Origin of the sequence: Streptomyces prunicolor NBRC 13075 (assembly GCF_000367365.1) — a bacterium.
GTDB classification, from domain to species: Bacteria; Actinomycetota; Actinomycetes; order Streptomycetales; family Streptomycetaceae; genus Streptomyces; species Streptomyces prunicolor.
The window spans coordinates 172269-190396 of sequence record NZ_BARF01000002.1; the positions used below are offsets into that span (position 1 = coordinate 172269).

Sequence of the window (18128 nt, forward strand, 5' to 3'; positions counted from 1 at the left end):
ACCGTGTGCCGTCGCCGCTCTACCATCGGCTTATCCGTAGCAGGCTCCCCTCCGTTTCTGCCCGACGGCTCGTTGGCATGCGAGCCCCAAGCCCTACGGAGCATCGGGGGATGCACATGAACAGCGTTCCGCAGCACCTGCACAGCGAGGACCGCCAGGAGTACGAGCGGATCCTCGACGAGGCGCTGCGCTCCGCCCCTACCCGCCCGGAACTGGCCGCAGTCGGTAAGCGGCTCAACCCCGAACAGCTGCGCACCATGGCGCTGAACGCCACCGCACTCATCACGGCGGCCGCGGCGACCGAGTACCAGCACTACGTGAAGGTCCGCGAGGAACTGCGCCAGCCGGCGTCGTCCACCCCGTCGACCGTCCACGAGACCGGCTCCGCGGAGCCGGTCGGCGTGGGCGCGATGGGGCTCGCCACCACCCTGGGGGAAGCGGCCGAGGGTGCGGGCGCCATCGCCGTCGCCGCCGTCCTCACCCCAGTCCTCGCCGGCACGGCCGCGGCGATCTTCCTGCTCGTGGGCTACATCCTCAAGATGCTCACCCCCGAACCGGCGTTCGCCCAGACCATGCTCACCGCCGGCTGGGTGTTCGGCGCGATGACCGCCGCGGCGATCCTCGTCGCCGCCATCGGCCTGCTGCTCACCGCCCTGCGCAACAGGCCCTCGCCCGACACCGGCCCCTACGGCGAGGCGGGCGGCGAAGTGGCCCGCGCCAGGGATGCCTGGCACGACGCCCTCCTGGAACGCGGCATCCTGCCGTTCCTCCAGGACGCGCTCGCGGCTCCGGGGACGGCACCGGTACGCCGTACGACACCTCCGGGACCGAGTCGCATGCCGCACCTCGGCTACGACCGCCCGGGCTTCTCCAGCCCCGACGACGGCCCGGAACCGGGCCACCGCCCGAGCTTCAGCAGCCCGGACTTCAGCAGCCCGGACTTCGGGGGGCCCGAACACCAGCCGGAGTAGCCCCTCGGCTTGCGCCCCCAACCAGGGGAGCGCAAGCCGAACGCCGGGTCACGGGGACACAGGGGCGGCCGAGTGACGCGCGTCGAACGGCAACTCCCCTCAGGAAGCCTTGCCGGGAAGGTCGATGATCGCGATGCTCGCGGTCTGGGCAACAGCCAGTCGGTTGCCGTCCGGATGCAGGGCCGCGACGGGCGTCGGGATGTGGGTGATTCCGTAACTCCCCTCCCTGCTGGGCACCTCCACAGCCGGCCACTCCGCCAGCGACACCCCCGTCGTGACGTCGATCAGCCGGGGATGCCCGTACAGCGAGACGAGCGTGTCACCCCGCGGGATCAGCGTGCCGATGTGAAAGTCGACCCTGTTGCGATGGACCCACCGCTTCTCGGAGAGCGACCACACGCCCAACTGCCGCTTGCCCAGGCCTTCGGTCTCCGCGCTCTCCTCCTCGTCGACGAACTCCTCCCCGGTCGCCACCGCCACCCGGTCACCGTCGAGCCAGCAGGCCGAGATCACCTCGGAACTGTTGGCCGGGTAGAAGGACGGCACGCCACGGCCGTCGAGCACAGCGGGATCCCTCAACGCCCGTTCCAGGTCGAAGACTTCGGCGATCCCGTACGGATGCCACACCCAGCCCGCCGACAGAAGATGAGTACCGCCCGGAGACACCGCCAGCCGCGAGTGGAGGACGTCGTTCCGAGTACGGTCGCCGCCGGTGAGCCGTTCGCCCGTTTCCGCGTCCTCGATCTCCAGCAGGTCGTACTGGTCCGGGCAGTGCACCAGTACCTCACGGCCCTCCCGCAGCACCCCGAGGGCGACCGGATAGTCGAAGTCCTCGGCGTGGTCTTCACTGCGGCCCAGCTCGCGGACCGGCCGATCGCCCTTGAGCAACAGTGCCTCGGTGCCCCGCTCGTCGTAGACCACGGTGAAGCGGCCGGACGGAGAGCGGACGCTCCGGTCGAAGGAATACCCATGATCGTCCGAGACCTGGCGCCCCACACCATCAGGCCCCCACCGCCGACCACCCACGACATCGACCAGACCATCGCCGTCCCACGCCAACGACTGCGCCTCGTCCGTCACCTGCAGAAGATTCACGGTCCCCATCCCCCAGTCCCCCGACCCACGACAACACGGCTCCGAAGCCACTCAACCCCCTGGAGCAGAGCCAATCAACGGGGGGTGAACCCGTCGTTCGTACGGGGGCCAGGTGCACCCCTCATTCGGAGGGCAGTCCCATCCTCGCGCGCCTGGGGATCCGGTTGGCTGGTGATCGTCACCGACCAGGAACCAGAACACCGGGGGATACGACCATGCAGATGCCGTCGTCGAAGAAGACCGGCGCCACAGTGCTGGCAGCAACGCTGCTCGCGCTGGGCTCACCCCTGGCAGCGACCGCCGCCACCACCACCGCCACCGCCACCACAACGCCGAGGCCGTCGGCCTACACCGAGCACACACTCCGCGAGGACCTCGCAGCCGTACGGAAAGCCGGCGGCGGGGATGTGAACGTGCTGGCCAGGGTCGACAGACCGAACGGCAGGCCACTCATGGCACGCATCGGCACCCGCACGGCCGACTCCACTGCCCCGGTCCCCTGGAACGCGCACTTCCGCGTGGCGAGCACGACGAAGACCTTCGTGGCGACCGTCGTCCTCCAACTCGTCGCGGAGAAGCGGCTGTCCCTCGCCGACACGGTCGAACACTGGCTGCCAGGAGTCGTCGAGGGCAACGGCAACGACGGCAGCCGCATCACCGTCCGCGACCTCCTCCGCCAGACCAGCGGCCTGTACGACTACATCGACGACCCGGAGATCCAGGACGCGCTGATCAACCACTTCGACGAGAACCGCTACGACACCACCCCGGCGGCCGACCTGGTCGCCGTCGCGATGAAGCACCGGCCGGTGTTCGTACCCCAGCCGGGCGGGCCCACCCGCTGGGCGTACTCCAACACCAACTACCTGCTCGCCGGGATGATCGCCGAGAAGGCCGGCGGCGCCAGCTGGCAGGACCTGGTCGCGCACCGGGTGATCGCGAAGCTGGGTCTGCGCAACACCTCCATCCCCGGGCTCAACCCGTTCCTGCCCGACCCGCACGTGAACGCGTACCTGACGACCGCCGACGGCAAGCGTCTCGACGTCACCGAGCACAGCTACCAGCACACCGCGGACTCCGGCGTGGTGAGTACCACCGCCGATCTGAACACCTTCTTCCGCGCCCTGGCCGACGGCAGGCTGCTCCCCGCCGAGCAGTGGCGCGAGATGCGGCAGACCGTCGAGCGGACCGACGACCCCGAGGACGTGGCCGAGATGCCCGAGGGAACCTACGGCCTGGGGCTGCGCAAGATCCCGCTCTCCTGCGGCGGTTTCTACTACGCCCACGAGGGCGACGGCGCGGGCGTCAACACCCGCCCCGCGGTGAGCGCGGACGGCAGGCGCGCGGTGACGGTCTCCCTCACGACCACCACCGCGCCGCCGGACCTGGCCGCCCTCAACCGCGCGACCGGCACCCTCGTCGACCACGCCCTGTGCGAGCAGCCCGCCAAGCGCTGACCGAGAGCTGACGAAGAGCCGGCCGAGAGCCGGGCCGCCCGGTCGCCGTCAGTCGGCGATCGGCAGGTACACGCGATTGCCCGCCGCCGCGAACTCCTTCGACTTCCGGGCCATGCCCTCCTCGACCTCCGACTGGGTGCCGCCGTGCTCACGCCGGATGTCGTGGGAGATCTTCATCGAGCAGAACTTCGGCCCGCACATCGAGCAGAAGTGCGCCGTCTTGGCCGGCTCCGCCGGCAGCGTCTCGTCGTGGAACTCCCGTGCCGTGTCCGGGTCGAGGGCCAGGTTGAACTGGTCCTCCCAGCGGAACTCGAAGCGGGCGTCGGACAGCGCGTCATCCCACTCCTGTGCACCTGGGTGCCCCTTGGCGAGGTCGGCTGCGTGGGCGGCGATCTTGTAGGTGATGACGCCGGTCTTGACGTCGTCACGATTGGGCAGGCCCAAGTGCTCCTTGGGCGTGACGTAGCAGAGCATGGCCGTGCCCCACCAGGCGATCATCGCGGCACCGATGCCGGAGGTGATGTGGTCGTACGCCGGCGCGACGTCCGTCGTCAGCGGGCCGAGCGTATAGAACGGAGCTTCATCACAGATCTCCTGCTGAAGGTCGATGTTCTCCTTGATCTTGTGCATCGGGACATGTCCCGGGCCCTCGATCATGGTCTGTACGTTGAAACGCTTCGCGATCGTGTTGAGTTCCCCGAGCGTCCGCAACTCCGCGAACTGCGCCTCGTCGTTGGCGTCCGCGATCGAACCCGGCCGCAGACCGTCGCCCAGCGAGTACGTGACGTCGTAGGCGGCGAGGATCTCGCACAGCTCCTCGAAGTTCTCGTAGAGGAACGATTCCTTGTGATGCGCGAGGCACCAGGCCGCCATGATCGAGCCGCCGCGCGAGACGATGCCTGTCTTGCGGTTCGCGGTCAGCGGTACGAACGGCAGCCGCACGCCCGCGTGGACGGTCATGTAGTCCACGCCCTGTTCGGCCTGTTCGACGACCGTGTCCTTGTAGATCTCCCAGGTCAGTTCCTCGGCGCGGCCGTCGACCTTTTCGAGCGCCTGGTAGAGCGGCACCGTGCCGATGGGGACGGGGGAGTTGCGCAGCACCCACTCGCGGGTGGTGTGGATGTTCCGGCCGGTGGACAGGTCCATGACCGTGTCGGCGCCCCAACGGGTCGCCCAGGTCATCTTCTCGACCTCCTCCTCGATGGAGGAAGTGACCGCGGAATTGCCGATGTTGGCGTTGACCTTCACCAGGAACCGCTTGCCGATGATCATCGGCTCGATCTCGGGATGGTTGACGTTGGTCGGCAGCACCGCCCGCCCGGCCGCGATCTCCTCGCGGACCACCTCGGGCGCGACGTTCTCCCGTACGGCCACGAACTCCATCTCGGGCGTGATCTCACCCCGTCGCGCGTAGGCGAGTTGCGTGACCGGCACGCCCTCACGTCCGCGCCGCGGCTGACGAGGCCGCCCGGGGAAGACCGCGTCGAGGTTGCGCAGCCCACCGCGCGGTGAGGTGTGCTTGATCCCGTCGTCCTCGGGGCGGACGGGCCGGCCCGCGTACTCCTCGGTGTCGCCGCGGGCGATGATCCAGTTCTCCCGCAGCGGCGCCAGCCCCCTGCGGACATCGGTGTCTACGAGCGGATCGGTGTACGGGCCGGAGGTGTCGTACAGCGTCACCGACTCCCCGTTGGTGAGGTGCACCTGACGGACCGGCACCCGCAGATCGGGGCGCGAGCCCCCGACGTACCCCTTGTGCCAGCCGATGGACCGCTCGGTCTCCGTCGGCTTTCCGGCCGCCGTGGACTGCTCGGCCCGCGCGAACTCCTCGCCCGGAATGGGCTGTTCGTCCTGGCTGAAGGCAGACGTGTGTGCGTCCTTGTTGGTCATGAGACCTACTCCCTACGCCGGCATTACCCGGTAACAGGTTCGGCGGTCGGCGCAGCGGCTTCCGCCTGCCGATGTTCCATGTGAAACATCACTCGATTCAGGTGACGTTTCACGTGAAACAACGCAAAGACGAAGGTCAGCGCCCTCTCAGCCCGGTGCTCCGAGCTCCCGCGTGTGCAAAGGTGCCTCCACGCTAGCGTCATAAGTGGCGCGGTGAACAGTGGGCCTCCGGCGTTCTTGCGATGATCGGGCGGTGACCATGACACAGCAGCCCCCGTACCCGCCGACCGGGCCGCCCCATGGCCACGGCCAGGGATCCGGCGACCACCAGGGTTCCGGCTCCGGGCACGACCACGGAACGGGCGGGGACGATGGACACGGTTCGGGTGGAGACGGCGGACACGGACCAGGCGGGGACGGCGGACACGGTTCCGGTGCGGGCGGTGGACACGGTCATTCACACAGCCATGGCCCCGCCGCCCCCGTCTCCCGGCACCTGCGGAAGGTCATCGCGGCGATCCTGATCCCGTTCACGGTGGCAGTCGTGGTCGGCATGGTCGTGCTCTGGCCCGGCGGCGCCCCGTCGCACAAGCGCACCGGAGTCGGCTTCGACCGGCAGACACAGCAGGCGACGGTCACCAAGGTCGTCAGCGTGAGCTGCGCCTCGGTGAACGCCTCGGGCGGGGGCTCGACCGGGGACACCTCCACCGCCGAGGGCTCCTCGGCGGCACAGGAGGCGGCCGGCACCTGCAAGAAAGCCACGGTCACGGTCTCCACCGGCAAGGACAAGGGCCGTACGTTCACGGAGATCGTGCAGCCCGACCAGTCACGGCAGTTGCATCAGGGCGAGAAGGTCGTGGTCGCGTACGAGCCCTCCGCGCCCAAGGATCTGCAGTACTCCGTCACCGATGTGAACCGTAAGTTCCCGATGGCACTGCTCGCCGGAATCTTCGCGCTGGCCGTCGTGGTGGTGGGCCGGCTGCGCGGTGTCATGGCATTGGTCGCACTGGCCATCAGCTTCATGATCCTGAACTTCTTCATCCTGCCCGCGATCCTGCACGGCTCGAACCCGCTGATCGTGGCGGTGGTCGGATCGAGCGCCATCATGCTGATCGCCCTCTACATGTGCCACGGCCTGTCGGCCCGTACCTCCGTGGCGGTGCTCGGCACCCTGATGTCACTGGTGCTGATCGGCGTCCTGGGCTCGGTATTCATCGGCTGGGCCGCGCTGACCGGCAACACGGACGACAACACGGGCCTGATCCACGGGCTCTATCCGTCGATCGACATGAGCGGTCTGCTGCTCGCCGGCGTCATCATCGGTTCGCTCGGTGTGCTCGACGATGTGACGGTCACCCAGACGTCGGCGGTCTGGGAGCTGCACGAGGCCAACCCCTCGATGGGCTGGCGCGGGCTGTATCGCGCCGGCATCCGCATCGGCCGCGACCACATCGCGTCCGTCGTCAACACGCTCGTCCTCGCCTACGCGGGCGCCGCGTTGCCCCTGTTGCTGCTCTTCTCCATCGCGCAGAGCAGCGTGGGGGCGGTCGCCAACAGCGAGTTGGTCGCAGAGGAGATCGTGCGCACGCTGGTGGGCTCGATCGGCCTGGTCGCTTCGGTACCGGTCACCACGGCCCTGGCCGCCCTGGTGGTCTCGGCCGACCGCCCGGGACCCGAGGCGGTTCCGTCGGGTGCGGCCGGAACAGCTGGAACGGCCGGCGCGGGTTCGGCTACGGCGGCCACGTCGGCGCCGAGTGCCAAGCCCGGGGCGGCGCGCGGCGGGAAGGGCCGACGCCGCAAGCACTGAGACGCCGCAGGCAATGAGACGCCGCAAGCCCTGAGTTGACGCAAGCACCGCGATTGCCGCGCCGCAAGCACTGCGGTGGGCGGCGACAACAGCCCCAGGGAGCCACGCAGAAGCGTTACTGCGGATCCCCGGGCCCCGGGGACTTCAAGCTCACACGGGGCTTTCAGGACCCCCGTAGGACCCCGCAGGGCCCTTCGAGAGCTCACGGCGCCTCCAGCGGCTTCAGGGCCTTTGACGAAGCGTTACGCCAACTCCCCGACCCCCGCTGCCGACCAACACGTCACCCGGCGCTCTGCTCCTCCGCCAGAATGCGGTCGAGCGCCTCGTCGAGGTGGGCGTCGAAGTCCGCGAGGGCACCCTCCTGACCGAGCGGAACCAGCCGGTCGGTGCGGTCGAGGAACGCCACGAGCGGTGCCGCGCCGGTGCGGAACAGCGCCTGGTCGCTGCCCACCTGAAGCCGGATCAGCACCTCGCCCAGCGTCTCGGGGTCGACGGGTTCGATGCGCACATCGCCTTCCCCGCACGCCATGCCCAGCCCATCGATCAGCAGCTCCCGGCCGAAGGTCCAGGTCACCGGGGCGTCACCCGGCAAATGGAAAGTCAGCCGCACGGCGTACGGATCGCACGTCTCGTAGCCCAGCTCGACCGGGATACGGAAGGAGAGCTCCTCGGAAACGAGGAAGCTCATCATGACCTCTGCCTGTACGGACTCGCGCATCGCCTATCCCGTCAACTGCCGTCGTCTGGCCGGGAATGATCCCCATGACACTGAAGGAATATTGCTGAACGTACACGTTAGATCACAAGGAGTAAGTTTTCAGATGCTGATAGAGAGCGCGAGCGACCCTAGAAGCCGGTCGACCCCGGTCTGCAACTGCCGAGCCGCGGCCGGCAGTCGATCGGCCTGATGCGAGGGCAGGGAGATGGCCATCGTGGCAGCCGTGGTGCCGAGCGTGATCGGAATCGCCGCGCAGACCGTTCCCAGCGCGTACTCCTGACGCTCCACCACCAGCTCCGTCCGCCGCATCCGGTCCAGGCGCCGCACCAGGGAGTGGCTGTCACGCACGGTGTACGGCGTGAGGGACCGCACGGGGTAGCGGTCGAGGTGGTCGCGGCGGGCGTCCTCGTCCAACTGGGCCAGCAGACACTGGCCGATCGCGTGCGCGTGCCCCGTCTCACGGAAGTCCGCCCACTCCTCGACCGCCGGATTGCCGGGGGCGTCGGAGACGCACAGCACCTCGATCTCGCCGTCGCGGTACATCGCGTAGTACACCGGTGCGCCGATCAAATCCCGCCATTGCGCCAAGGCGTCGACGATCGTGCTGCGACGTTTCTCCTGCGCCCCGCTGCTGCTCAGCCGCTCGGCCGCCTCCCCGAGGAAGAACAGCCCCTTGTCACGGTGGAGATATCCCTCGTGCACGAGGGTGCGCAACAGGTGGTACGCCGTGGGAAGCGCGAGGCCGGTCTCGCGGGCCAACTGCTTGGCGGGAGCGCCGTGTTCGTGCCCGGCGACGGACTCCAGCAGACGCATGGCCCGCTGGACGGAGCCGATGAGGGTGACGGCGGACTGCTGCGGGCCGTCTGCTGTCGCGGAGCGCTGTCGGTCAGGGGCTGCGATGAAGGGCTGCTGCTGGTCCGGGGCCGTCGCGTCGCGCTGCCGAGGCGGAGTCGCCACTGGGCGCTGCTGTGCCACCGGCTTTGGCTGTGACACCGGGCGCAACTGTGCCACCGGACCTGGCTGAGCCACCGCACCGGACCGCTCCACCGAACCCGGCTGTGACACCGGCCGCAGTTGTGCGGGGACCGCCACCGAGCGCGGCCAGGTGGGCGGGACGGGCTGGGTGGGGCGTGGGTGTGGTTCTACGGGTGCGGTGTCAACCGTGGCCAAGGGTCACTCCCGGAGCGCGAGGGGGCAGCCCGTGCGGGGAACACGGGGAGGGGGTGCGCCGCCCGCGGGGGTCGTCCCCGCGTCGAATTCCGGACTTTAACCGCCCGCCACCGCCCGCAGACGGCCTGTCCGGAAAACTTCCCCCGCCCGAGGGAACCGGTGATTCCTGTTACCGATCACCGGTTGCCCAGCAGGTACCTCACCAGTCGCCGCGCGAGGAGGAACTCGACGTGAACTTCCGGACGACGTAGATCACTCCGCCGACCAGCGCCACGAAGACCAGCAGCTTGAAGAGCAGTCCGATGACGATGCTCACGACGGTCGCTATCAGCCCGCCGAACACGACGAGGGCGATGACCGGCACCGCGACCCACTTCACCCACCACGGCAGTCCCGCGAAGATCTCTCGCATTGTCCTCGTCCTGTACCTCTCCGCCCGTCGCTCGTACCGGGTCCGGTCTGTGTCCGGCACTCCCGCACCGGATCTCTGATGTCCTGCACTCGATGCTAGGGCGGGCGAAGGCCGAACGGGGGCCTCGCATCCCTTGTCCTCCCCTGACCGTTCCCCTAGGGAACCCTGAGACGCGAGTCAGGCTTCCGGTGGAGAGAACACCACCAGCACCCGCAGGTCCTCGCTGATGTGGTGGAACTTGTGGGCCACCCCGGCCGGCACGTAGACCACGCTGCCGCGCGCCACCTGGGTGGTCTCCATGCCGACGGTGATCGCGGCCCGGCCGCTCACCACGAAGTACACCTCGTCCTGGTTGTGCGGCTGCTGCCGGTCGTGCTCACCGGAATCGAGTGCGTACAGGCCGACCGACATGTTCTTCTCGCGCAGGAACTGCAGATACGCACCGTCGTTGGCGGCGCGCTCCGTCTCCAGTTCATCCAACCGGAATGCCTTCATCGCCCTCGTCCACGCTCGGAGTCGATCTCTTCTGTCACGATCAGACACATGAAGAATTTTCTAGTCAAGACGATCGCCAACGCGGGCGCCCTGGCGGTCGCCGTATGGCTGCTCGACAAGATCACCCTGACCGGTGACAGCACCTTCAAGAAGGTCTGGACGCTGCTCCTCGTCGCCCTGGTCTTCGGCATCGTGAACTTCCTGGTCAAGCCGATCGTCAAGGTGCTGACCTTCCCGCTGTTCATCCTGACGCTCGGTCTGATCACCCTGGTGGTCAACGCGCTGATGCTGATGCTCACCTCGTGGCTGGCCGACAAGCTCGACCTGAGTTTCCATGTCGAGGGCTTCTGGACCGCCGTCCTGGGCGGCCTCATCATCTCGGTCGTCTCCTGGGCGCTCAACGTCGTCCTGCCCGAGGGGGACTGAGCGCGCGATGACGTACCGCGTCAGCTTCGTCTGCACCGGGAACATCTGCCGTTCGCCGATGGCCGCATCGGTCTTCCGCGCGCGGGTGGCGGAGGCCGGGCTCGACGGCCTGGTCGAGGTCGACAGCGCGGGCACGGACGGCTGGCACGAGGGCGACGGCGCCGACCCGCGCGCCGTCGCCGTCCTGGAGGAGCACGGCTACGGCACCGACCATGCCGCCCGCCGGTTCCAGGCCGCCTGGTTCTCCCGCCTGGACCTCGTCATCGCCCTCGACTCCGGCCACCGCAAGACCCTGCGCCGCCTCGCCCCGACCGAGCAGGACGCCGAGAAGGTCCACCTGCTCCGCTCCTACGACCCCGTCGCCGGCGACGACCTCGACGTACCGGATCCGTACTACGGGGGCCTGGACGGCTTCGAGGAGTGTCTTGAGATGGTGGAGGCGGCGAGCACGGGACTGCTCGCCGCTGTGCGTGAGGAAGTGGAGGGACGAGCGATATGAGTGATTCCGCTGCGGCCGGAGGTATCGGGCGCGACGCCGGGGACGGCACGCGCGCGGTGCGGGCCGGTCTGCCCGAGCCGGTCAAGTACGAACCGACGCTCCCCGGGCCGGTGTTCGCCGCGCACTTCCATCTCCCGGGCGAGGCGACGGGCCCGTACAAGTACGGCCGCGACGAGAACCCGACCTGGACCCACCTGGAGAACGCCATCGGCGAGCTGGAGGCGCCCGGGCAGGACGGCGTCGAGACGCTCGTGTTCGCCTCCGGCATGGCCGCCATCTCGTCGGTGCTGTTCTCGCAACTGCGCGCGGGCGACGTGGCCGTACTGCCCGACGACGGCTATCAGGTACTGCCTCTGCTGCGCGAGCAGTTGACGGCGTTCGGCATCGAGGTGCGCACCGCGCCGACCGGCGGGGACGCCCAGTTCGACCTCCTCGACGGCGCCAAGCTGCTGTGGATGGAGACCCCGTCGAACCCCGGGCTCGACGTGTGTGACGTACGGCGGCTGGCCGAGGCGGCACACACGCGTGGCGCTCTCGTGGCCGTCGACAACACCCTCGCCTCGCCCTTGGGTCAGCGCCCGCTGGAACTCGGCGCCGACTTCGCCGTGGCGAGCGGCACCAAGCAGCTCACCGGGCACGGTGACGTCCTCCTCGGATACGTCGCCGGGACCGACGCATCCGCGATGGCCGCCGTACGCCGCTGGCGCAAGGTCGTCGGCGCGATTCCCGGGCCCATGGAGGCCTGGCTGGCCCACCGTTCGATCGCCACGCTCCAGCTGCGGGTCGATCGGCAGAACGCCACCGCGCTGACCCTCGCGCAGGCCCTGCGCGAACGGGCCGACGTGACGGGGCTGCGCTACCCGGGGCTGCCCGACGATCCCTCGTACAAGATTGCCTCGCAGCAGATGCGGCGCTACGGGTGTGTGGTTTCGTTCACGCTGCCCACGCGCACGCGTGCCGAGCGTTTTCTCGACGCGCTGCGGCTCGTGGACGACGCGACGAGCTTCGGCGGGGTGCGGTCCACCGCCGAGCGGCGGGGACGCTGGGGCGGGGACGCGGTACCGGAGGGCTTCGTTCGTCTCTCGGTCGGTGCCGAGGACCCCGAGGACCTGGTGGCCGATGTGCTGCGTGCGCTGGACGAGTCGGCGCGGTGACCGCTTTACGTACCGCCGATCGGTGTCCGGCTACGCACAACGGACGGTCCGAGCCTCCCCCCTCGTGGCTCGGACCGTCCTCGGTTCTGCGCGCGAAGAACCGCGCGCCCAAGGCTAGTTGACTCTGTGTCAGTGTCCAATCACAGTAGCGACAGCGACCTATCGACTTATTTATAGTTGTGCCCTGCCCGGGGCCGGAGAAAGGGTGGGGAAAGGAGAGTGCGCGCCATGGATCTGGCCTTGCTGCGCACCTTCGTGACCGTGCACCGGGCCGGCTCCTTCACCCGTGCCGCGGCCCTGCTCGGCCTCTCCCAGCCGGCGGTGACGTCCCAGATCCGCACCCTGGAACGGCAGTTGGGCCGCCCGCTGTTCCTGCGCCAGGCCCGTGGGGTCACGCCCACGACCATGGGCGACGAACTCGCGCACAAGGCCGCGCCGCATCTCGACGCCCTCGTGGAGATAGCCGAGACCGGGCCCGACAACGACGCCTCGCTACGGACCCTGCATCTCGCCGGGCCGCCCGAGTTCACCGCCGAGCGGGCGCTGCCCGCGCTCACGGAGCTGACCGGCGAGGACGGCCAGGGCTTCGCGCTGCGCGCGTCCTTCGGGAACGCCGAGGAGACCCTGGAGGGGCTGGCCGCCGGACATCATGATCTGGCCATCAGTACGGCCCGTCCGCGCGGCACTCTGCTCACCGCGACAACACTCTGCGACGAGGAACACGTCCTGGTCGCCGCCCCGCACCGGGCCGAGCAGCTCGACTCCGCGGAGCTCGGCCCCAAGGACGCGCCCGCCCTGGACGAGCTCCCCGTGATCGAGGTCCATGAGTCGCTGCCCTTCGTCTCCCGGTACTGGGCCTCCGTCTTCGACTCCCGCCCGGCCGCCCCGGGGACCGTGATCGTGCCGGATCTCCGCGCGGTGCTCGCCTGCGCGATCGCGGGTGCCGGGCTCGCGGTGCTGCCCCGCTATCTGTGCGCCCTGGCGCTGAAGCGCGGCGAGGTCGTCCCGCTCCACGAACCCGCGATTCCACCCCTGCGGACGTATTTCCTGGTGGTGCGCACCGGCACTCTCGCGATGCCACATATCGCCCGCGCCCACGAGTGGCTCCACCGCGCCGCCGCCCACTGGGGCTGACCAGGGACTTTGTCGCCATTCCGCGGCGAACCGGCTGGTTTCACGTGAAACATCACGCTCCGAGTCGTCAAGGTGACGTCTTGCGATGTTTCACGTGGAACCAGCCGGGCCACATTCCTCCCATGACCGTCCGACCCGTGGTCAAGCGCACCGCACGTGCCGTCCTCCTCGACGGCGACGCCCTGATCCTGATCAAGCGCACCAAGCCAGGTGTCGATCCCTACTGGGTCACGCCCGGTGGCGGGGTCGAACCCGAGGACACCACCGTCGTCGACGCCCTGCACCGGGAGGTGCACGAGGAGCTCGGCGCCAAGATCACCGACGTGGTGCCCTGTTTCGTGGACACCGTCGAGCACATCGGCGCGGACGCGGCCTCGACCGGCGTGAAGGTGCAGCACTTCTTCGTCTGCCACCTGGAGTCCATGGATCCGGCGCTGCGCCACGGCCCTGAAGTGGACGAGCCCCTCGGCGAGTACGAGATCGTCAGAGTGCCCTTCACCCGGGTCGGCATCGCGTCCGTCCACCTCGTGCCCCTGTCCCTACGGCACTACCTGGACGGCAACATCGAAGGGGTCCTCGCGATGCACGCCCCCGACCTGGGCTGACGCCTCCGGCACCGGGTCAGTCCCCGGCCGCCACCAGCTCCTCGACCGAGTCGTGCCGTATGCGCTCCGACGGGAAACCGGCGTCCCGCAGGGCGTCGACACCACTGCGGATCATTCCGGGCGGCCCGGAGACATAGGCGTCGTACTCGTTCCACGGTCCGTACGTGCGTATGGCGTCCGGGAGTTGGAGGTTCCCCTGCCGGTCGACGATCGGCCGGACCGCGAGCCACGGATGAGACTGCTGGAGCCGGAGCATCGTGTCGATGTCATAGAGGTCGTGGTCGGTACGGGCGCCGTAGAACACCTCCACCGGTCGCCGCTCGCCGCGCTCGGCGACATCCTCGACCAGTGCCTTGATCGGCGCTATGCCGGTGCCGCCGCCGACGCAGAGCAGTCCGCTGTCGGTGGTGTGGTCCACGGTCATCGAGCCGGCCGGCGGTCCGAGCCGGATGACGTCGCCGGGCCGGGCGCGGTGCACCAGCGCGTTCGAGACCCAGCCCGCCGGAACCGCCTTCACATGGAAGGTCAGCAGCCCGTCCGAGCGGGGCGCGGAGGCGAAGGAGTAGTGCCGCCAGATCCGCGGCCACCAGGGCGTCTCCAGGCTCGTGTACTGCCCGGCGAGGAACGGGTAGGGCTGGTCCGGGCGGAGGGTCACGACGGCGACGTCCCGGGTCCTGAGGTCGTGGGTGACGACCTCCGCGTGCCACCAGGCAGGGGCGCGCAGTTCGTCGGCGGCCGCCGCGTCGATCATGACCTGCGAGATCGTCGTGTACGCCCGCACCCAGGCCGCCTCCGTCTCGGTGTCCCAGACGGCGGAGGCGTACTTGTTCAGCGCGCCGATGAGGCACTCGCCGACGGCCGGGTAGTGCTCGGGCCGGGTGCCGTACTTGCGGTGCCCGCGCCCGAGGTTCTGCAGATACGCGACGAGGACCTCGGTGTTGTCGATGTGCTCGGCGGCGGTGAGCAGCGCCTTGAGCAACCGGTCCCGCTGGGTGTCCATCGCCGCCGGGAACAGCGACCGCAGCTCGGGGTGGCGCACGAAGAGCAGCGCGTAGAAGTACGAGGTGACCTTGTCGGCCACGGGGCCGACTTCGGTCATGGTCCGACGGATGAGTACGGCGTCCGGGGATGCCTTCTCAGTGGCGGGGCCGGACGAACGCTGGGCGGGCACACGCACGGGGGCGGCCGGGGCCACAGGAGCTGCCGGGGCAGCCTGGGCGACGGTCGGAGCGGGTGCGGCGGGCTGCGGTGCGGGAGGCGCGGGCGCTGCTGGCGCGGGAGCGGCGGGAGCCATGTGCTGGACGGGAGTTGAGGGCTGGACGGGGTGCGAGGGCTGAACGGGAGTTGAGCGCTGCGGGGCGGTCACGGCCGACGGTATTCGCTGCTGTCCCGGCGCTAGGTCCCGCTGAGCTGCGTGCCCGTCCGGATAGGACGCGGCACTGTCGCCGCCCGGAGCCGGCGAGGCGGGCGGAGTCGGTGAGGCCGCTGGAGTTGCTGGAGCCGATGAGGCAGGTGGAGTCGAAGGTGCCGAACTCTCCGTGGGCGGAAGCTTTTTGCTCCCCGCTGCCGCGCCCCTGCGGACCGGACGGAGCACGGCCGGACGCCGTCCCACCGCCGTCCCACGCTCTTCGCCCGGAGGCACCTCCGGCTGCTTGCGCGGAGTGAACCAGCCGGCTCCGCCTCCGCCGCTGCCGCCGGACGTGCCGTTGTCGGCCGACGTGGTGGTCGGAGCGTCCATGGTGTGCCTCGCCTCGAGCATCTTTCGGTCGGTCTGCGCGTTTCCTCAGCCGGAAGCTGCCTGCTTCCGCGCGGACGGCTTGCTTTCTCCCCGTTCGGTCAAGCTGCCGATACAGCCATATCCAATCCACATTCCCACTGCGTACGGACAAGTAAGGCGAGAGTGTGACATTGCCCGCAGTACTCTCACGCGGCGTCCGGCTCCGGACAAGAACCGGAGTCGACCCTACCGGCCCGCGCTCCGCACACAAGTGCCGCCTCGCTCCCCCGCGAACAGGGGAGGGGCGAACCATCGATTCCCTCAACTACCGGGCGCCACGCACCAATTCGTAGGCATCCCACAGATCCCGCCCCTCATAGGAGTGGGTCGCGAGGCCCGACAGATGCTGATCCGCGTTGACCGCGACGGACACGGGCACGGCACCGAACAGGTCCTTGTCCGACATCGAGTCGCCGTATGCGACGCAGTCCGCCCTCGTCACCCCGAACTCCTCACACAGCCGGTCCGCGATCACCACCTTGGCAGCGGAGCTGAGGACTCCGGCCAGGTCCATGGACGGCTCGGTGAACGGAACGACGGGGAAAAGCGATCCGTGTGCCGCGTGGGCGCCCCAGCCCGTGAGCCGTTCCACAAAGAAGGAAGGCGAGAGCGATACGACGGCGCAGTATTCACCGGCGCTCCTGATCTCGGCCCAGACCTCTCGGATCCGCGCCAGCCAAGGGGCCCCTTCGAAGGCGGCCGCCACATGCGCCTCGGTGAGATCCGCCCACAGCGTGTACACGCGGGTCGCGTACTCCGGCGGCCCGATCAGCCCGGCGGAGATCGCCCGCTCGAGTTCCGCCGTCTCGGCCTCCAGGCCGATTTGACGGGAGATCTCCATGGGCGCACTGGTTCCGTGCAGCAAAGTGCCGTCGAGGTCGAAGAGATGAAGTCTCGCCATGAGCCACGAGGTTAGTGGGAGGAGCTGTGGCACCTTCCGCGAGGTTGCCGGATGCTCGTCGTTCGCCGGTGTTTCACGTGAAACATCCGTCTTCTGTCGGTACGTTGTGCCGCTGATCACGACATGGCCAAAAGCACGTACGTCTCACCGGAAACAGGTGGACGCCGACAACGCACGTCAGACAGCCTGACCTGCGTGCCGACTCCTTCCCTCGCCGCTCTGCCCATCCGCCGGCTGACGCTCCGCGATCGCCTCGCCTGCGCCGACTTGTCCGAGGACCGGGGGTGGCCACGCGAGGAACACAAGTGGGGCTTCCTCCTGAGCGCCGGAAAGGGTTACGGCATCGACGCTCCCGACGGCGGTCTCCTCACGGCGTGCGTCATCACGGAGTACGGCCCGCAGGACCGCCCGGATCTCGTTGCGATCGGCATGGTCCTGGTCGCCGAGCGGTACGCCCGTCAGGGCGTCGGACGCCGACTGATGCGCCACCTGGTCTCAGCCCTGGGCACCACACCGCTGACCCTGCACTCGACCCCGTACGGCCGCCCCCTCTACGAAGAACTCGGCTTCAAGGCGACCGGCCGGGCCGAGATGCTGCGCGGCCACTTCACACCTGCCGGACCTGAGTCCCGGATCGCCACCCGCGCGGCCACGGCCGAGGACCTCACCGGCATCCTGCGCCTGGACGAGGTGGTGTTCGGCACCGATCGCACGCCCCTCATCACGCGACTGCCCGCCTTCGCCGACCAGTTGAGGGTCGCGGAGGAGAACGGCCGGATCATCGGCTACGCGGCCGCCTGGCCCAACATGGACACCCAGGTCGTTGGCCCGCTGATCGCACAGGACTCGGAGACGGCCAAGGCCCTCCTCGCCTCCCTCGCCGCCCGCACCGACCGTCCGCTGCGCACCGACATCGACGTACGCCACGAGGACCTGCTGGCCTGGCTGAAGGAACGTGGTCTGGCTTCCGTCGCGTTCAACACCGTCATGACGTACGGAATCGCGGAACTACCCGGCGACTGGACACGACGGTTCGCTCCCCTGACGGTCGCGGCCGGCTGAGACTCTCCGGACACGGCGAACCCCGGCTCCCGACCTCATCGGGAACCGGCGTCTCCCTCACCTCCGGACGTCAGACGAGCGTCTCCACGGCGGCCTGGGCGAAGCCGTGGTCCTGCGTCGGCGCGCCGCCACCGACGCCGATCGCTCCGATCAGCCGGCCGCCACGGTGCACGGGAATGCCGCCCGCGATGAACAGCAGCGGCCGGTCGAGCGCGGTGGGCAGAGTGTGGAAGAGGCCTCCGGGCTGGACGGCGTCGACGAGGTCGGCGGTGGGCGCGTTCAGCTGAAGCGCGGTGTACGCCTTGCGGGTGCTGGTCTCCCCGGAGATCAGCACAGCCTGGTCGTCCCGCCGGAAGGCGAGCAGATGACCGCCGGCGTCCAGCACGGTGATGCTCACCGTGACCCCGGCCGCCTCCGCGGCTCGACGGGCCTCGGCGACGAGCGCTTCGGCGTCCTGGATGGTCAGCGGGGCTACGGCAGTGGTGGTGCTCATCAGGGTTTCTCCTTGCGGGTGTTGCTGTTTCTGTTGGTGGCCGGACAGCCGAGGTCGGCTGTTGG

Annotated in this window: 18 protein-coding genes; 9 read left to right on the top strand and 9 right to left on the bottom strand. The window is 69.2% G+C overall.

The annotated features are described in order from the left end of the window. The first annotated feature begins 110 nt into the window (after positions 1–110). Complete coding sequence (locus SPR02S_RS01205) at positions 111–971, top strand: membrane protein (protein ID WP_019055104.1); 861 nt, start codon at positions 111–113, stop codon at positions 969–971. 99 nt (positions 972–1070) lie between these two features. Here SPR02S_RS01205 and SPR02S_RS01210 read toward each other — a convergent pair whose 3' ends face one another. Beyond that, positions 1071–2075, bottom strand: a complete 1005-nt coding sequence (locus tag SPR02S_RS01210) for a hypothetical protein (protein WP_019055105.1) — start codon at positions 2073–2075, stop codon at positions 1071–1073. 206 nt (positions 2076–2281) lie between these two features. On the opposite strand from SPR02S_RS01210, the gene SPR02S_RS01215 reads away from it, so the two are divergent. Beyond that, positions 2282–3523: a serine hydrolase domain-containing protein gene (locus SPR02S_RS01215; RefSeq protein ID WP_019055106.1), complete on the top strand. Its 1242-nt coding sequence runs from the start codon at positions 2282–2284 to the stop codon at positions 3521–3523. Positions 3524–3571: 48 nt separating this feature from the next. Here SPR02S_RS01215 and thiC read toward each other — a convergent pair whose 3' ends face one another. Further along, positions 3572–5410 carry a phosphomethylpyrimidine synthase ThiC gene (gene thiC, locus SPR02S_RS01220; protein ID WP_019055107.1) on the bottom strand — a complete coding sequence of 613 codons (1839 nt, stop codon included), beginning with the start codon at positions 5408–5410 and terminating at the stop codon, positions 3572–3574. Between the two features lie 253 nt (positions 5411–5663). On the opposite strand from thiC, the gene SPR02S_RS01225 reads away from it, so the two are divergent. After that, positions 5664–7217 carry a YibE/F family protein gene (locus SPR02S_RS01225; protein WP_019055108.1) on the top strand — a complete coding sequence of 518 codons (1554 nt, stop codon included), beginning with the start codon at positions 5664–5666 and terminating at the stop codon, positions 7215–7217. Positions 7218–7497: 280 nt separating this feature from the next. Here the strand turns inward: SPR02S_RS01225 and SPR02S_RS01230 are convergent, their stop codons facing one another. The 4 genes from SPR02S_RS01230 to SPR02S_RS01245 all read right to left on the bottom strand — a co-directional run bounded on the left by SPR02S_RS01230 (position 7498) and on the right by SPR02S_RS01245 (position 10012). Then, positions 7498–7935 carry an SsgA family sporulation/cell division regulator gene (locus SPR02S_RS01230; protein ID WP_019055109.1) on the bottom strand — a complete coding sequence of 146 codons (438 nt, stop codon included), beginning with the start codon at positions 7933–7935 and terminating at the stop codon, positions 7498–7500. A gap of 99 nt (positions 7936–8034) precedes the next feature. Then, the gene (locus tag SPR02S_RS01235; protein WP_019055110.1) at positions 8035–8892 is read right to left on the bottom strand and encodes an IclR family transcriptional regulator; all 858 of its coding nucleotides are present in this window, start codon (positions 8890–8892) and stop codon (positions 8035–8037) included. A gap of 412 nt (positions 8893–9304) precedes the next feature. Further along, positions 9305–9517, bottom strand: a complete 213-nt coding sequence (locus tag SPR02S_RS01240; RefSeq protein WP_019055111.1) for a DUF5326 family protein — start codon at positions 9515–9517, stop codon at positions 9305–9307. A 177-nt stretch (positions 9518–9694) separates the two neighbouring features. Next, positions 9695–10012, bottom strand: a complete 318-nt coding sequence (locus SPR02S_RS01245) for a cupin domain-containing protein (protein ID WP_019055112.1) — start codon at positions 10010–10012, stop codon at positions 9695–9697. A gap of 48 nt (positions 10013–10060) precedes the next feature. Between SPR02S_RS01245 and SPR02S_RS01250 the strand changes: the two genes are divergently transcribed. From SPR02S_RS01250 to SPR02S_RS01270, 5 genes are all read left to right on the top strand, one after another. After that, a complete protein-coding gene (locus SPR02S_RS01250) occupies positions 10061–10438 on the top strand; it encodes a phage holin family protein (protein WP_019055113.1) in 378 nt (125 codons plus the stop codon). Positions 10439–10445: 7 nt separating this feature from the next. Continuing rightward, on the top strand, positions 10446–10937 hold the full coding sequence (locus tag SPR02S_RS01255; protein WP_019055114.1) for a low molecular weight protein-tyrosine-phosphatase: 492 nt from the start codon (positions 10446–10448) through the stop codon (positions 10935–10937). After that, positions 10934–12091, top strand: a complete 1158-nt coding sequence (locus tag SPR02S_RS01260) for a cystathionine gamma-lyase (protein WP_019055115.1) — start codon at positions 10934–10936, stop codon at positions 12089–12091. Before SPR02S_RS01255 ends, SPR02S_RS01260 begins: the two co-directional genes overlap by 4 nt. A 228-nt stretch (positions 12092–12319) precedes the next feature. Then, entirely contained in the window at positions 12320–13225 is a 906-nt protein-coding gene (locus SPR02S_RS01265) for a LysR family transcriptional regulator (protein WP_019055116.1), read from the top strand. Between the two features lie 122 nt (positions 13226–13347). Next, a complete protein-coding gene (locus SPR02S_RS01270; RefSeq protein ID WP_019055117.1) occupies positions 13348–13830 on the top strand; it encodes an NUDIX domain-containing protein in 483 nt (160 codons plus the stop codon). 16 nt (positions 13831–13846) lie between these two features. Here SPR02S_RS01270 and SPR02S_RS01275 read toward each other — a convergent pair whose 3' ends face one another. Next, positions 13847–15568 (bottom strand): globin domain-containing protein, encoded by a 1722-nt coding sequence (locus SPR02S_RS01275; protein WP_169389412.1) that lies wholly within the window; start codon positions 15566–15568, stop codon positions 13847–13849. Positions 15569–15872: 304 nt separating this feature from the next. After that, positions 15873–16508, bottom strand: coding sequence for an HAD family hydrolase (locus SPR02S_RS01280; RefSeq protein ID WP_019055119.1), 636 nt, complete (start codon positions 16506–16508; stop codon positions 15873–15875). A gap of 195 nt (positions 16509–16703) precedes the next feature. Between SPR02S_RS01280 and SPR02S_RS01285 the strand changes: the two genes are divergently transcribed. Beyond that, the gene (locus SPR02S_RS01285) at positions 16704–17570 is read left to right on the top strand and encodes a GNAT family N-acetyltransferase (protein ID WP_019055120.1); all 867 of its coding nucleotides are present in this window, start codon (positions 16704–16706) and stop codon (positions 17568–17570) included. A gap of 70 nt (positions 17571–17640) precedes the next feature. On the opposite strand, the gene SPR02S_RS01290 is transcribed toward SPR02S_RS01285, so the two are convergent. Continuing rightward, the gene (locus tag SPR02S_RS01290) at positions 17641–18063 is read right to left on the bottom strand and encodes a GlcG/HbpS family heme-binding protein (protein ID WP_019055121.1); all 423 of its coding nucleotides are present in this window, start codon (positions 18061–18063) and stop codon (positions 17641–17643) included. Between the last annotated feature and the right edge of the window lie 65 nt (positions 18064–18128).

What these genes read in the sequence shown, in the direction of transcription:
- SPR02S_RS01205 (WP_019055104.1), top strand. Translation starts at nt 111, where the DNA reads ATGCACATGAACAGCGTTCCGCAGCACCTGCACAGCGAGGACCGCCAG.
- SPR02S_RS01210 (WP_019055105.1), bottom strand. Translation starts at nt 2,075, where the DNA reads ATGGGGACCGTGAATCTTCTGCAGGTGACGGACGAGGCGCAGTCGTTG.
- SPR02S_RS01215 (WP_019055106.1), top strand. Translation starts at nt 2,282, where the DNA reads ATGCAGATGCCGTCGTCGAAGAAGACCGGCGCCACAGTGCTGGCAGCA.
- thiC (WP_019055107.1), bottom strand. Translation starts at nt 5,410, where the DNA reads ATGACCAACAAGGACGCACACACGTCTGCCTTCAGCCAGGACGAACAG.
- SPR02S_RS01230 (WP_019055109.1), bottom strand. Translation starts at nt 7,935, where the DNA reads ATGCGCGAGTCCGTACAGGCAGAGGTCATGATGAGCTTCCTCGTTTCC.
- SPR02S_RS01240 (WP_019055111.1), bottom strand. Translation starts at nt 9,517, where the DNA reads ATGCGAGAGATCTTCGCGGGACTGCCGTGGTGGGTGAAGTGGGTCGCG.
- SPR02S_RS01245 (WP_019055112.1), bottom strand. Translation starts at nt 10,012, where the DNA reads ATGAAGGCATTCCGGTTGGATGAACTGGAGACGGAGCGCGCCGCCAAC.
- SPR02S_RS01250 (WP_019055113.1), top strand. Translation starts at nt 10,061, where the DNA reads ATGAAGAATTTTCTAGTCAAGACGATCGCCAACGCGGGCGCCCTGGCG.
- SPR02S_RS01255 (WP_019055114.1), top strand. Translation starts at nt 10,446, where the DNA reads ATGACGTACCGCGTCAGCTTCGTCTGCACCGGGAACATCTGCCGTTCG.
- SPR02S_RS01260 (WP_019055115.1), top strand. Translation starts at nt 10,934, where the DNA reads ATGAGTGATTCCGCTGCGGCCGGAGGTATCGGGCGCGACGCCGGGGAC.
- SPR02S_RS01265 (WP_019055116.1), top strand. Translation starts at nt 12,320, where the DNA reads ATGGATCTGGCCTTGCTGCGCACCTTCGTGACCGTGCACCGGGCCGGC.
- SPR02S_RS01270 (WP_019055117.1), top strand. Translation starts at nt 13,348, where the DNA reads ATGACCGTCCGACCCGTGGTCAAGCGCACCGCACGTGCCGTCCTCCTC.
- SPR02S_RS01275 (WP_169389412.1), bottom strand. Translation starts at nt 15,568, where the DNA reads ATGGACGCTCCGACCACCACGTCGGCCGACAACGGCACGTCCGGCGGC.
- SPR02S_RS01280 (WP_019055119.1), bottom strand. Translation starts at nt 16,508, where the DNA reads ATGGCGAGACTTCATCTCTTCGACCTCGACGGCACTTTGCTGCACGGA.
- SPR02S_RS01290 (WP_019055121.1), bottom strand. Translation starts at nt 18,063, where the DNA reads ATGAGCACCACCACTGCCGTAGCCCCGCTGACCATCCAGGACGCCGAA.